A 13,716-nucleotide genomic window follows, 5' to 3' on the forward strand; every position below is an offset into this window, starting at 1 on the left:
GCACCGGCTGTGCGGCTGTCGGTATTTCGGACTCAAGCTCTTGCAGAGTGCTCGTGGCGAATGCGAGGCGACACATAGTGAGCAGATTTCGACTCGTCAGCTTTTGCAGTGAATCCAAGACGGTGAATAGCAACACACGTCGCGCGTCGATGTCGCGATGTGCCTGGAGGATGGACCCGGTCCGACGGAACACCTGGTCGATCGTCAGCAGCGCATGCAGGTGCTTGTTGGGCACGTAGCGATCCCCGTCGTCGGTGAAGGTCGCCGGGTCCGACGTGACGCTGAGGAGTCTGTCGAGCCGACGAGTCCACCACTGGAGGGCCGCTGAACAGGATGCACCCGTCAGATCAGGTCTCTCGATCTGCTCGGTCGTGCTTCGGCTAGGCATCAGTTGGAGCGGTTCAGCGGCTTCGCCTCTGACTCCAGGTAGTGCACAACCGAGGGTGTAAATGATGGTGCCCGAGACACGGGTGGTCGGGACTGCCCAGACGAACGGCGTGAGTGCTCGCATCAGCGGCGACAGATAGGCGTCGAGCAACATCACGCCCTCGTTCAGACCGCCAGAGCCTGCGAAGACCAACTCGCCGCCGGCGTTGATCGCCGCGATCGAGCTGGTGTCAGCGGCGGCGAGCGTGGGGTCGTGCTCGATCCGTAACAGAACAGCCGGGAGGTGCGCGCGGCGCGTCAGCGCCGACTCGCGCGTGATCAGATGGACGCCCACCTGCGGGAAGATCCGTTCGTTCGACTCCGCAAACCTCATGTCTCCAAGGTCGGTGTAGATCGTCTTGACCGCTCCGGCGAGATCGGACGGCGCCACGGCGATGGTCTCGAGTTGGCGAAGCGCGAACAGTGGCGTTAGGTCGTCGGACGGACCTCGCTCCTCGAGACGTCGCGCCATGTCCTGGATCGCGCTGCGAAGCCGATCGTGCCGCTGGACGTCAATCAGCGGACTCTGGTCCGTACTCCGCTCGGCGATCTCGATCAGATCGAATCGCTCGGCCGCCACACCCGGACCTGCTAACTCACGAGAGGCGACGAGCCCTGGGCGGCCCGTCGTGCTTCGCTCTCTCGTCTCCACCTTGTAGAGGTTCGAGCCGTCTTGCTGCCCTTCGCCGACGATGGCCAGCCCGGCCGCATCAAGAAAGGACTCGGCCGACCCTCCCCAGATCCATGCCGGAAGGGCCAGCCAGGCGCTTCGGGGAACTGCGGTGGCCATGCCCCTTACGCGAGTTTGCGCGATGCGTAGGCGCCCGCTGCCATCGTCAGCAGTCCGAGCTCAATGGCGCTGAGGCCGAGCGCCGCGGCCTCCTTCTTTGCCATCGTGCCCGCTACGGCACCGACGACCAGAAAAAAGCCCAACACGACCCACATCTCAGATTTGTTCATCCGTATTCCTCGCTTCGCTCACATGTTCGAGTACTACACCATTGTGAGTCCGGCGAGGGGCGAGCGCAAGCGGCCGGCGTCGCTACGCAAGGGTCGCCGACCGCTTCAACATCAAATCCTGGATGTTCTGTGGATGTTGGGAGCACCAGAAACAGCCGTTACCAGCCGGCAACCGTCGGAACCAAAACTGCAGGTCAGGGCCGGTTTTCGGCCAAAACGGCAGGTCGCCGAAACGCCCGAATCAGATGTCGTAATACAGGGCGAACTCGTACGGGTGGGGACGTAGCCGGATGGCGTCGACTTCGTGCTCTCGCTTGTAGTCGATCCAGGTCTCGACCACGTCGGGGGTGAAGACGCCGCCTTCGAGCAGGTACTCGTGCTCCTCCTCGAGGATGTCCAGCACGGCCTCGAGCGAGCCGGGCACCTGGGCGACCGCGGCGAGCTCGTCCGGCGGCAGCTCGTAGAGGTCCTTGTCGACCGGCTCCGGGGGCTCGATCTTGTTCCGGATCCCGTCCAGGCCGGCCATCAGCATCGCCGAGAACGCGAGGTACGGGTTGCACGACGGGTCCGGTACGCGGAACTCCAGCCGCTTCGCCTTCGGGTTCGACCCTGTGATCGGGATCCGGCAGCAGGCCGAGCGGTTGCGCTGCGAGTAGACCAGGTTGACCGGCGCCTCGTAGCCGGGCACCAGCCGGCGGTAGGAGTTCGTCGTCGGGTTCGTGAACGCCAGCAGCGACGGCGCGTGCTTGAGCAGCCCGCCGATGTAGTAGCGCGCGGTGTCCGACAGCCCTGCATACCCGATCTCGTCGTAGAACAGCGGCGCGCCGTCCTTCCACAGCGACTGGTGGCAGTGCATGCCCGAGCCGTTGTCCTGGAAGATCGGCTTCGGCATGAACGTCGCGGTCCGGCCGTGCTGGCGCGCGACGCTCTTCACGACGTACTTGAAGTTCATCAGGTTGTCGGCGGTCTTCAGCAGCGTGTCGAACCGGAAGTCGATCTCCGCCTGCCCCGCCGTACCGACCTCGTGGTGCTGCATCTCGACGTCGATCCCGATGTCGAGCAGGACCCGCACCATCTCCGAGCGCAGGTCGGTGAAGTGGTCGGTCGGCGGGACGGGGAAGTAGCCGCCCTTGTAGCGCGGCTTGTAGCCCTTGTTGCCGCCCGGCTCCTCGCGCCCGGAGTTCCACGCGCCCTCGACCGAGTCCAGGAAGTGGTACGACGAGTGCGGCGTCTGGTCGTAGCGCACGTCGTCGAAGATGTAGAACTCCGCCTCCGGCCCGAAGTACGTCGTGTCCGCGATCCCCGAGCCGCGCAGGTAGTCCTCGGCCTTCTTCGCGATGTTGCGCGGGTCGCGGCTGTACGCCTCGCCGGTCAGCGGGTCGTGGATGAAGAAGTTCATGATCAGCGTCGGGTGCTGGCGGAACGGGTCCATGTACGCCGTCGTCGGGTCCGCCAGCAGCAGCATGTCCGACTCGTGGATCTGCTGGAACCCGCGGATCGACGACCCGTCGAACATCAGCCCGTCGTTGAACGCGCTCTCGCCGAAATTGCTCGCAGGGAAGGTGAAGTGCTGCATGATCCCCGGCAGGTCGCAGAACCGTACGTCGACGAACTGCACGTCGTTCTTCGAGATATAGGAGAGAACGTCATCGGAGCTTTCGAACATGCGGTCTGCCGCCTCCTCATGGCGCCTGCGCTGACTGGCCGGACCGGGGAAGTCGCCTCCTACCAGGCAACCTACTCCGGGCCGTGCTCGGGATGACGGCCACCGTAGGTCCCGGCGGTTGACCTCCGGTTACCGCCTTGTTTCGGCGGCGTTACGCCGGGCCGGATCGGCTCAGGTCTCGGCCCCACGCATGGCCCATCGGTGGGGCTATCACCCCCGCATGGCCCATCGGTGGGGCTATCACCCCACGCATGGGCCATCGGTGGGGCTGTGACCCCACGCATGGGCCATGCGAGGGGCGCTGCCCGCTAGCGTGGCCGCCGTGCCCGCTCCCGCCGATCCGCCGGCTTCCCGAGTCGGCGCGGTCGCCGGATTCGGGCCGCGGTTCCTGGCGTTCGTGGTCGACGGCATCATCGCGGACCTGCTGGCCGCGCTGATCAACGGCGGGTTCCACAACAGCTCGCGGCAGAGCCTGACGTCGTACCTCGTTTTCCTGGCGATCGAGCTGTTCTTCGTCACCTTCGCCGGCCAGACGCCCGGCATGCGCGTGGTCGGGATCGCCGTACTCCGCGCCGACCAGCAGGGTCGCGCCGCCTTCAAGTGGGTGCTGCTGCGGACCGCGCTGCTGGCGACCGTCGTACCGGCGCTGTTCAACGACTCCTCGGGCCGGGCGATGCACGACCGAGCCGCCGGCACCGTGATGATCCACACCCGCTGACCGCTCGTCGGCTCCCGAACCCTGGGCGTTTCAGCACACAACGCGCCGGGATGTGGCGGTGATATCGGACGTAGAGCAACAGAACGGCGTCGACTCGCGAGCGTTGTGTGCTGAAACGAACCGAGAGGCGAGTACGGCGAGGGCGCTCGCGGGAAGTGTCAGCGCATCTTGCCGCGGGGCACCCTGGTCGGCACCGGACCCTTCGGCAGCGGCATGCTCGGGCCGCCGAGCGCGCGCATCCGCGCCTCGACCGCGCTGATCTCGGACTTGCGGAGGTTGCGCGGCAGTCGCATGACGTGGTTCTGCAGCTTGCGGACGGAGACCTGACCCTCGCCGTCGCCGACGATCACGTCGTACACCGGCGTCTCGGGCGCGACCCGGCCGATCCGCCGCTTCTGGTCGGTGATCAGCCCGCGGATCGCCGATGGCGACGGGCCCTCGCCGACCAGCACGATCCCCGGCCGGCCGATCACGCGGTGCACGAGATCCTGGTTGCGGGTGAACGCGACCGCCGGCGTCACCCGCCAGTCGCCGCGCATGCCCTGCAGGATCGCGGCCGCCGCGCCGGTCTGGCCCTCGACCCGGTCGTACATCGTCTTGGTCGCCCGCCGGCCGAAGATCGCCGTACCGACCACCAGCGCCACCAGCACTCCGGCGATCGACAGGATGATCGGCTGCCCGATCAGGATGCCGACGACGACCAGCACGACCAGTACGCCGAGCGCCGGGCCGAAGATCAGCGGGATCGCGCGCCGGTCCTGTGCGCGGACCATCTTCCAGACCTCGCGCATCTGCGCGACCCGGCCGGGAGGGGCGTTCGGGTCCGGCGCCGCCTTGCCCGACCCGCGCGCGGGCTTGCCGGAAGCCTTCGCCGGGGGCTTCTCGGACGGCTTCCTCAGCGAGCGGAGACTCGGGGCCATGGCGGCGAGTCTATGAGTCGGCGCGGCCGCGGTGGATGATCCGTCGGCGCTTGGGTGCGAGCGCTGGTGGTCGTCGTGGCCGCGGTGCGGTGCTCGTGGGCGCCGCCCGGTGCTCGTGGGCGCAGCGCAGCCCCACCGATGGGCCATGCGTGGGGCTATCGGCCCACCCATGGGCCATTGGTGCAGGCGTCAGCGACAGTTATGGGCCATGCGCGTCGCTGCGGGTGGCACGGGTGGGCCATGCGTGTCGCGGCGGCCCGCACCGGTGGGCCATGCGTGTTGCCCTGGCGACAGCTATGGGCCATGCGTGTTGCCCTGGCGACAGCCGTGGGCCATGCGTGTCGCGGCGGGCTGCACCGGTGGGCCATGCGTGTTGCCCTGGCGACAGCTATGGGCCATGCGTGTCGCGGCGGGCTGCACCTATGGGCCATGCGTGTCGCGGCGGGCTGTACCTATGGGCCATGCGCGTCGTTGCGCGAGGCGCGGGAGTTAGGAGCCGACCGCCGTGCGTTCCACGATGTCCAACTCGGAGCCGGCGGCCTGCGACGGTACCGGCCCCAGGGCCGCGACCGCCGACGCCATCGCCTCGGCAGCTTGGGCGCGCTCGCGCGCCCGGTGCGCATCGACGGACATCGCCGCCCACGCGTTGCGGCGGGCCCCCCGCTGGCCGCCGTCGGCCCACACGGCCCGAGCGACACTTCGCAACATGTCCTGCATGAGTTCCATGGTGCGCGTGCGGTGTAACAACCGAGTTGCCCCGCGGTGAACGTCTCTGGTCGAAATTCACGGCCGGGGCGAGCGGCGTTCGCCAAGCCGACCCCGGCCCAACCGGCAAGCGGACCAGTCAGGCGGTACGGGCCGCGATCGCCTGCTGGTAGAGCCGCCCGGCGCGGTACGACGACCGGACCAGCGGCCCGCTCATCACCCCGGCGAACCCAAGCTCCTCGGCGTACCCGGCCAGTTCGACGAACTCCTCCGGCGTCACCCAGCGCTCGACCGCGTGGTGGCGCGGCGACGGGCGGAGGTACTGCGTGATCGTCACCAGGTCACACCCCGCGTCCCGAAGGTCGACCAGCGCGGACTCCACCTCGGCTCGCGTCTCGCCGAGCCCGAGGATCAGGTTCGACTTCGTCACCATGCCGGCCGCGCGACCGGCGGTCAGCACCGACAGCGACCGGTCGTAGCGGAACGCCGGCCGGATCCGCTTGAAGATCCGCGGCACGGTCTCGAGGTTGTGCGCGAAGACCTCGGGCGCCGCCTCGAAGATCTGCCCGAGCAGTTCGGGTCGCGCGGAGAAGTCGGGCACCAGCAGCTCGACCCCGGTGCCCGGGTTGAGGCCATGGATCGCGCGGACGGTCTCGGCGTACAGCCAGGCGCCCTCGTCCTCGAGGTCGTCGCGCGCGACGCCGGTCACGGTCGCGTACCGCAGCCCCATCGCCTGAACGCTCTCCGCGACCCGCCGCGGCTCGTCGCGGTCCAGCGGCTCGGGCCGGCCGGTGTCGATCTGGCAGAAGTCGCAACGCCGCGTGCACTGGTCGCCGCCGATGAGGAACGTCGCCTCCCGGTCCTCCCAGCACTCGTAGATGTTCGGGCAGCCGGCCTCCTCGCACACGGTGTGCAGGCCCTCGCGCTTGACCAGCGCCTTCAGCTCGGTGAACTCCGGGCCCATCCGCGCCCGGGTCTTGATCCACGGCGGCTTCTTCTCGATCGGTACGGCGGCATTGCGGGCCTCGACCCGCAGCAACTTCCGCCCCTCGGGCGCCACCGCCGTCACCCGATCGAGCCTACGCGCCGGCTCACGGCAGGACGGTTACGGTGTCGCCCGCCGAGACCGTGCCCGGCTTCAGCACCCGGGCGTAGATGCGCGACCAACCCGGGTGCAGGTCGTGTGACATCCGGCGGAACTCGCCCGCGAGGAACCACGGCGCATTCTTGCTGCACGGCGTCGAGTACGGCGTGGTCTCGAGACGGGCGGTGCCGACCTGCAGCCGCTGTCCCGGGGTCACGGCCGCCCAGTCGAGCCCGCCCAGCGTGAGGTTCTCGCCGGCCCGTCCGGCCGCGATCGGGTGGCCCTCGTCGGCCAGCCGATCGATGACATCGGCCGACCAAAGGCAAATCGCCTGCCACGGCCGGCCGTGGTTGTCGCGGTCGTCCTGGCAGTCGATTTCGAGCCCGGCCCAGCCGATGGCGGCCGGACCGGAGACCGAGGATTTCGGGACTCCACCCCTGCTTGCGTTGACCTGTATTACGTGACCTCGCTGGGAAGCGGTCCCGCGGTGGCGAACCCGCCCGGCTCGGGCGAGGGCATGCCAGGCCAGGTGCACCTCGCCGAGCGCCTCGTCGTACGTTGCCGGGTCCCGCCGAACCGCCGCGATCGTCTCGCGGTACGGTTGCAGGTCGCCGGCGATGTCGGCCGGCGCACCCTCGGCGAGCCACTCGAACCAGACGTGGACGATCCGAAGCGTCGATGCGGCGTCCGCCGGATTCCAATGCGCGGGGTCGAAACCGCACTCGCCGCACGCTTCCATATTGCGGATCATCGCCAGCGTCGCGAGCGGACTCGACGGGATTTCAGCGCGGTGAACCCACGGCGGCGCTGAGTGCCCGGCCCAAAGCGGCCTCGACGACCGGCAGCGCCTCGTCCACCGTGACCTCGCGGCCGAGCTCGGTTGTCAGGGAGGTCACTCCGGCATCCGTGATGCCGCAGGGCACGATCCGGTCGAACGCGGTCAGCGCGCAGTTGCAGTTGAGAGCGAAGCCGTGCATGGTCACTCCGCGCGCAACCCGTACGCCGATCGCGGCCGCCTTGCGCGCCGGTCCGCGCGCGTCCGCAGGCACCCACGCGCCGCTGCGTCCGTCGATCCGCACGGTCTCGACGCCGAACGACCGGCAAGCCGCCATCATGGCGTCCTCGAGCCGGCGCACATGGCCGACCACGTCGACCGGATCCGGCAGCGCGACGATCGGGTACCCGGTCAGCTGCCCCGGTCCGTGCCAGGTGATCTTGCCGCCGCGGTCGACGTCGATGACCGGCGTACCGTCGGCGGGTCGCTCCCAGACCTCGGTGCGCTTGCCAGCGGTGTAGACGGGATCGTGCTCCAGCAGCAGGACGGTGTCGTCGATCTCGCCCGCGACCCGGCGGGCATGCAGGTCGCGCTGCATCGCCCAGGCCTCGTCGTACCCGACCCGTCCCAGCCGCACGAACTCCACGCCATCCACCGTACGTCGCCGGCACCGCACGCTTCAGCACACAACGTCGCGCACGGGCGGCCGTTATGTCGACCGGTGTCGCAATTGGCGGCCACTCGGGATCGGGTTGTGTGCTGAAACGGGATCGTGGCGCTCTCCGTCGGGAGCTCGTCGGCGGCGCGGGCCCCTGTGGACAACGCCGGCGCCGTACGGCGGTTCGCTGCTCCAATGTGCGCGTGCATCACGGGTTGACGATCGGCGAGTACGTCGCGGAGAGCCCGATCGGCATGGGCGGAAGCGGGGAGGTCTGGCGCGCCCGGGACGTCACGACCGGTGAGGCGGTCGCGGTCAAGGCGCTGTTCGGCAAGGGGCAGCACGTCGTCGAGCGGCTGCGCCGCGAGGCGAACGTCCTCGCCTCGGTCGCCGGGCCGCACGTGGTCCGCCTGCGCGACCTGCTGGTCGAGGACGACCGTGCCTACCTAGTCATGGACCTCGCAGCGGGTGGGAGTCTCGAGGACCTCTTCGAGGAGCGCGATCGGATCCCCGCGCCCGAGGTCGTCACGATCCTCGCCCCGATCGCGTCCGCGCTCGCCGCTGCCCACGCGCGCGACCTCGTGCACGGTGACATCACGCCCGCCAACATCCTGTTCACGGCCGACGGCCGGCCGCTGCTCGCGGACTTCGGCGTCGTCCAGGCAGTCGGTGCGACCGAGCCGGTCGAGGGCACCTTCGGATACCTCGATCCCGCGGTGGCAAACGGTGAGCGACCGACGCCCGCGAGCGATGTCTTCGGCCTCGCCGCAGTGGGCTTCGCCGCCCTCACCGGCAAGCTGGTCTGGGGGAGCGGTTCGCCCGAGCAGCTGGAGGGCCGGGCCCTGCTCGGCCTGCACGAGAGCCTGCCCGAGCTCGCGCCCGACGTGCCGCCGGCGCTCGCCGACGTCATCGAGTCCGCGCTCGCGCTCGACCCGTATGACCGGCCGGACGCGAGGACGTTTGCCAGCAAGGTCCTTCATGCTTGCGCGGCGGCGCCGGTCGACATCCCCGTCGTCGCGCACCTGGTCGCCGCCCCCGTGACCAGCGTCATCCGCCGGCGCGCCATCGACCACGACGACGTCGATGACGTCGAAGCCGAGGCGCTGTCACGTGGCAAGGTGCGCTGGCCGTGGAAGCGGGCGATTGTCGTCGCGGTCTTCGGAGCGATCATGACCGCCGTGTCGCTCGCGCTCAGTGCCCTGCTCGGGCACGTACACCTCGGCGTGCCGCACGTGGTCGACGGGAAACCCCCCGTCGGGAACCACTCAGCCTTGACCCCAACAGCGGCGACGGTCAGGCCGGCGGCGGAGATCTCGCCGGCCGGCTGGCGCGCCGTGGTCGCGCGGCTCGATGCCGACCGGGCGGCCGCGTTCGCTTCCGCCGACCCCGACCGGCTGGCCGCCGTCTATGTCGCCGGTTCCCCGGCGTACGACACGGACCTCGCCACCATCAGCTCGTTGCAGAGCCGCGGCCTGCGCGCTCGCGGCTTCTCCGCGACCGTCGAGGCCGCCACACCGGTTTCGGGGTCCGGCGCGAACGAGCAGCTGCGCGTCGTCGACCGGCTGAGCGGCTACCGCCTCGTCGACCTCACTGGCCACGTCGTCGGGCACGGGGACCCCCGCCCGGCCCGGACGTTCACGATGTGGCTGCACTACGGCGCGGCTGGCTGGCAGGTCGCCAAGGTCTCCAGCCTTCCGTGATCGAGGGTTCCGCGCCCCATAACGCGCCGTAGCCCCCCCGATGGCCCATCGGTGGGGCTACGGCCCCACTAATGGCCCATCGGTGTCGGTATAGCCCCACCTATGGGCCATGCGTGTCCGACACGGAGGCGCGACGCGCGTCCGGGTCGGACCGCTCAGAGGATCGCGCGAAGGGCGGCGTCGACGTCGGCGTAGCCGAACTCGAAGCCGGCATCGAGCAGCCGGCGCGGCAGGACGCGCTGGCTGACCAGCGCCCCCTCATCGGCGAAACCGTCAAGGGCGATCCGCAGCGCGAACCCGGGCACCGTCAGGATCGTCGGGCGCCGAAGCGCGCGACCGATCGCCAGCGTGTAGTCGCGGTTGCGAACGGGATCGGGACCGACCACGTTGACCGGCCCGGACAGCTCGCCCGCCGTGAGCAGGAAGCGCACCGCGTTCAGGTAGTCCGACATCGCGATCCACGGCACCCACTGCCGCCCGGATCCGAGCCGCCCGCCGAGCCCGGCCTTGAACAGCGGCAGCACCGTGCCGAGCGCACCGCCGTCGGTGGAGAGCACGTGGCCGGTGCGGATGCACATGCACACCACGCGCGCGCCGGCCGCTGACGCTGCCGCGGTCGAGGCCTCCCACTGCTCGACCACGTCGGCGAGAAACCCCGCCCCGCGCGGGTCGGACTCGTCAAGCACCTCGTCGCCGCGGTCGCCGTACCAGCCGACCGCACTCGCCGACACGAGCACCGGTACGCCGCTGGCCGCGACCGCGGCCGCGATCGTCGTCGTGCCGTCGACCCGGCTGGAAAGCACGGCTTCCTTGTGCGCCGCGGACCAGCGCTTCGACGCGACGCCGACCCCGGCGAGGTGCACGACCGCGTCGATGCCGTCAAGCGCGCCGGCATCGATCCGGTGCGCCTGCGGGTCCCATCGGCGCTGGTCAGGGCCGGTCGGGTCCTGGCGCACGATGCGCAGCACCTCGTGCCCGTCCGAGCGCAGCACGCTGACGAGAGCGGAGCCGAGCAGGCCGGACGAGCCGGTGATCGCGATCTTCATGCGGACCGTCGTACCCGGGTGCGACCGCAGCTATCTCCTACAGCCCGAGCTCGGCCTCGAACTCGCCGCCCTCGAGCCGCTGCTTCACGGTGCTGAGGAAACGCGCTGCGTCGGCACCGTCGACCATCCGGTGGTCGTAGGTCAGTGCGAGATAGACGATGTCGCGCACCGCGATGACGTCACCTGCGATCGGATCGTCGACGACGACCGGACGCTTCACCACCGCGCCCGTGCCGAGGATGCCGACCTGTGGCTGGTTGAGGATCGGCGTGTCGAACAGCGCGCCGCGCGAGCCGGTGTTGGTCAGCGTGAACGTGCCGCCGCCGAGCTCGTCCGGGGTGATGTGGTTGTCGCGCGTGCGGGCGGCGAGGTCATCGACCTTGCGCGCGATGCCGGCCAGGTTCAGGTCGTCCGCGTCGCGCAGCACCGGAACGAGCAGTCCGCGCGGCGTGTCGACCGCGATGCCGAGATGCACCTTGTCGTGGTAGGTGACCGTGCCCGCCTCGGTGTCGATCGAGGAGTTGAGCACCGGATGCTCGCGCAGCGCCTCGCAGGTGGCCAGGACGAAGAACGGCAGGAACGTCAGCTTCACGCCCTCGCGCGCGGCGAAGTCAACCTTCGCGCGGTCGCGCAGCCGCGCGATCCGCGTCAGGTCCGCCTCCACGACCGTGGTCAGCTGCGCGCTGACCTGCAGTGACTCGACCATCCGCTCGGCGATCACTGCGCGCAGGCGGGACAGCTTCTCCGTGGTGCCCCGGGTCGGAGCGATCGCGGGCGCCGAAGGAGCGGCGGGAGCCGCCGCAGCCGGGGCGGACGGAGTAGCCGCGGCCGGCGCGCCAGGCGCGGGTGCGGATGAGGGTGCCGACGCAGCGGGCGCAGCCGGTTGGCTGCCGGTGCGGGCAGCGGCGTCGAGGACGTCCTGCTTGCGGATCCGGCCGCCGACGCCGGTGCCGGCCAGGCTGGCGAGGTCGACCCCGTGCTCGGCGGCGAGCCGGCGGACCAGGGGAGTGACGTACGACGGCGCCTGCCCGCCGTCCTCGGCGGCGGCCGGAGCGGGCGCCTGCGGTGGGGCGGGTTGCGAGGTCTGCGCAGGCGGCACCGGAGCGGCCGGCTCGGCCGTCGCGACCGGAGCCGCCGGCGGCTGGAGGGCGGCCGCAGGCGCAGGCGTGGGTGCCGGCGCCGACGTGAACGGCGGTGCCTGTGCGGCGGCGGGCTGCGGGGCCGGCTCGGGCTCCGGCTCCGGAGCGGGTTCTTGCGCCTGCTCCGTGGCGGGAGCCTCCGCGGCCGGCTCCGGCGCCGCGGGACTCGCGCCGGACGCCTCGGTCGCGGTGTCGGCGGTTTCGGTGGTGTCGGTGGCCGCAGCACCGGCCGCCGAGCCGTCACCGGCCCCGGCCGCGCCGTCCTCGATCAGTGCGAGCTCGGTACCGACGTCGACCGTCTCGTCCTCGGCGACCTTGATGCTCGCGAGGGTGCCGCTGGCCGGCGACGGGATCTCGGTGTCGACCTTGTCGGTCGAGACCTCGAGCAGCGGCTCGTCGGCGTCGACGTGGTCGCCTTCGGCCTTCAGCCAACGGGTAACGGTGCCTTCGGAAACGCTCTCACCGAGACGCGGCATCGTGACGGACACGGTCATCGCTTCAGGGGCTCCTCGTCAGCCGTGGCTGTGCAGTGGTTTGCCGGCGAGCGCGAGATGCGCCTCGCCGACCGCTTCGGACAGGGTCGGGTGCGGGTGGATGAGCTGCGCGACCTCGATCGGCAGCGCTTCCCAGTTCGTGATCAGCTGGCCCTCGGCGATCAGGTCGCCGACCCGCGCGCCGACCATGTGGATGCCGAGCACCGGGCCGTCTTTCTCCGCGATCACCTTGACCGCGCCGGCGGTCTGCAGGATCTGCGCGCGGCCGTTGCCGGCCAGGTCGTACGTGGCCTCGACGGCTTGATACCCACGCTCGGCGGCCTGCGCGCTGGTCAGCCCGACGCTCGCGACCTCGGGGTCGGAGTAGGTGACGCGCGGGACGCCGTCGTAGTCGATGGTCGGCGGGTTCAGCCCGGCGACCTCCTCGGCGACCATGATTCCCTCCGCGAAGCCGAGGTGCGCGAGCTGCAGGCCGGGTCGCAGGTCGCCGATCGCGTAGACGTTCGGGAGGCTCGTGCGGCAGTGGGCGTCGACGGTCACGAAGCCACGGTCCATCGCGATGCCGGCCTCGGCGTACCCGAGGTTGTCGGACACCGGTCCACGCCCCACCGCGACCAGCAGCAGCTCGCCGTCGAAGGTCTTGCCGTCCTCGAGCGTCACCGTGACGCCCGCGTCGGAGGTCTTGGCCTCCTTGAACCGCTCGCCGAGGTTGAAGGCGATGCCACGCCGGCGGAACGCCCGCTCGAGCAGCTTCGAGCTGGACTCCTCCTCGGTCGGCAGCAGGTGCGGCAGCGCCTCGATGATCGTCACGTCAGCGCCGAAGGAGCGCCAGACGCTCGCGAACTCCACGCCGATCACGCCGCCGCCGAGCACGATCACCGATGACGGCACCCGCTCGAGCGCGAGCGCGTGCTCGCTGGTGATGATCCGCTCGCCGTCGATCTCGAGCCCGGGCAGCGTCCGGGAGAACGAGCCGGTGGCCAGCACGACTGCTTTGGATGCGTTGTACGTCGTACCGTCCACCTCGACCGTCGTCGGCGAGGTGAGCCGTCCTGATCCCTGGACGACAGTGATGCCGCGGCCCTTCACCAGGCCGGACAAGCCCTTATAGAGCCGGTCGACGACGCCGCTCTTGTAGGAGTTGACGCCGGCCATGTCGATGCCGGCGACGCTGGACTGCACGCCGATCTTCTCGCCCTCGCGGGCGGCGTCGGCAACTTCGGCCGCGTGCAGGAGCGCCTTCGTCGGGATGCAGCCGCGGTGCAGGCACGTGCCGCCAACCTTGTCGCGCTCGATCATGATCACCGAGAGGCCGAGCTCCGCGGCGCGCAGCGCGCAGGCATAACCGCCGCTGCCGCCGCCGAGGATGACGAGATCGGCGCTTTGCGGGTCAGCCACGGCACATCTCCCAGGGTCGGGTCGAGG

General features: G+C 70.3%; 13 protein-coding genes. 2 read left to right on the top strand and 11 right to left on the bottom strand.

Annotation, left to right across the window (positions count from 1 at the left end):
* The 3 genes from VME70_10710 to glnA form a co-directional block, all read right to left on the bottom strand.
* Positions 1–1,216: hypothetical protein (locus tag VME70_10710; GenBank protein ID HTW20668.1), on the bottom strand; the 1,216-nt coding region annotated here is incomplete at its 3' end.
* A 5-nt stretch (positions 1,217–1,221) separates the two neighbouring features.
* Positions 1,222–1,386, bottom strand: coding sequence for a hypothetical protein (locus VME70_10715; GenBank protein HTW20669.1), 165 nt, complete (start codon positions 1,384–1,386; stop codon positions 1,222–1,224).
* A 241-nt stretch (positions 1,387–1,627) separates the two neighbouring features.
* Positions 1,628–3,052, bottom strand: coding sequence for a type I glutamate--ammonia ligase (gene glnA, locus VME70_10720; protein ID HTW20670.1), 1,425 nt, complete (start codon positions 3,050–3,052; stop codon positions 1,628–1,630).
* A gap of 322 nt (positions 3,053–3,374) precedes the next feature.
* Here glnA and VME70_10725 point away from each other — a divergent pair, with 322 nt between their 5' ends.
* Positions 3,375–3,770, top strand: coding sequence for an RDD family protein (locus VME70_10725; GenBank protein HTW20671.1), 396 nt, complete (start codon positions 3,375–3,377; stop codon positions 3,768–3,770).
* Positions 3,771–3,928: 158 nt separating this feature from the next.
* On the opposite strand, the gene VME70_10730 is transcribed toward VME70_10725, so the two are convergent.
* The 5 genes from VME70_10730 to lipB all read right to left on the bottom strand — a co-directional run bounded on the left by VME70_10730 (position 3,929) and on the right by lipB (position 7,930).
* Positions 3,929–4,690 (bottom strand): DUF4191 domain-containing protein, encoded by a 762-nt coding sequence (locus VME70_10730; protein HTW20672.1) that lies wholly within the window; start codon positions 4,688–4,690, stop codon positions 3,929–3,931.
* 489 nt (positions 4,691–5,179) lie between these two features.
* Positions 5,180–5,407: a hypothetical protein gene (locus VME70_10735; protein HTW20673.1), complete on the bottom strand. Its 228-nt coding sequence runs from the start codon at positions 5,405–5,407 to the stop codon at positions 5,180–5,182.
* 127 nt (positions 5,408–5,534) lie between these two features.
* Positions 5,535–6,464 (bottom strand): lipoyl synthase, encoded by a 930-nt coding sequence (gene lipA, locus VME70_10740; GenBank protein HTW20674.1) that lies wholly within the window; start codon positions 6,462–6,464, stop codon positions 5,535–5,537.
* Between the two features lie 22 nt (positions 6,465–6,486).
* Positions 6,487–7,218: an MOSC domain-containing protein gene (locus VME70_10745; GenBank protein HTW20675.1), complete on the bottom strand. Its 732-nt coding sequence runs from the start codon at positions 7,216–7,218 to the stop codon at positions 6,487–6,489.
* Positions 7,219–7,261: 43 nt separating this feature from the next.
* Positions 7,262–7,930 carry a lipoyl(octanoyl) transferase LipB gene (lipB, locus tag VME70_10750; GenBank protein ID HTW20676.1) on the bottom strand — a complete coding sequence of 223 codons (669 nt, stop codon included), beginning with the start codon at positions 7,928–7,930 and terminating at the stop codon, positions 7,262–7,264.
* Between the two features lie 185 nt (positions 7,931–8,115).
* On the opposite strand from lipB, the gene VME70_10755 reads away from it, so the two are divergent.
* Positions 8,116–9,612 (top strand): serine/threonine-protein kinase, encoded by a 1,497-nt coding sequence (locus VME70_10755; protein HTW20677.1) that lies wholly within the window; start codon positions 8,116–8,118, stop codon positions 9,610–9,612.
* A gap of 155 nt (positions 9,613–9,767) precedes the next feature.
* Here the strand turns inward: VME70_10755 and VME70_10760 are convergent, their stop codons facing one another.
* The 3 genes from VME70_10760 to lpdA are packed head-to-tail and all read right to left on the bottom strand — an operon-like array spanning position 9,768 to position 13,689.
* Entirely contained in the window at positions 9,768–10,658 is an 891-nt protein-coding gene (locus VME70_10760) for a TIGR01777 family oxidoreductase (GenBank protein ID HTW20678.1), read from the bottom strand.
* 37 nt (positions 10,659–10,695) lie between these two features.
* Entirely contained in the window at positions 10,696–12,291 is a 1,596-nt protein-coding gene (gene sucB, locus VME70_10765; GenBank protein ID HTW20679.1) for a 2-oxoglutarate dehydrogenase, E2 component, dihydrolipoamide succinyltransferase, read from the bottom strand.
* A gap of 18 nt (positions 12,292–12,309) precedes the next feature.
* The gene (gene lpdA, locus VME70_10770) at positions 12,310–13,689 is read right to left on the bottom strand and encodes a dihydrolipoyl dehydrogenase (GenBank protein HTW20680.1); all 1,380 of its coding nucleotides are present in this window, start codon (positions 13,687–13,689) and stop codon (positions 12,310–12,312) included.
* Positions 13,690–13,716: the final 27 nt, after the last annotated feature.

The organism is Mycobacteriales bacterium (assembly GCA_035504215.1).
Lineage (GTDB): Bacteria > Actinomycetota > Actinomycetes > JAFAQI01 > JAFAQI01 > DATAUK01.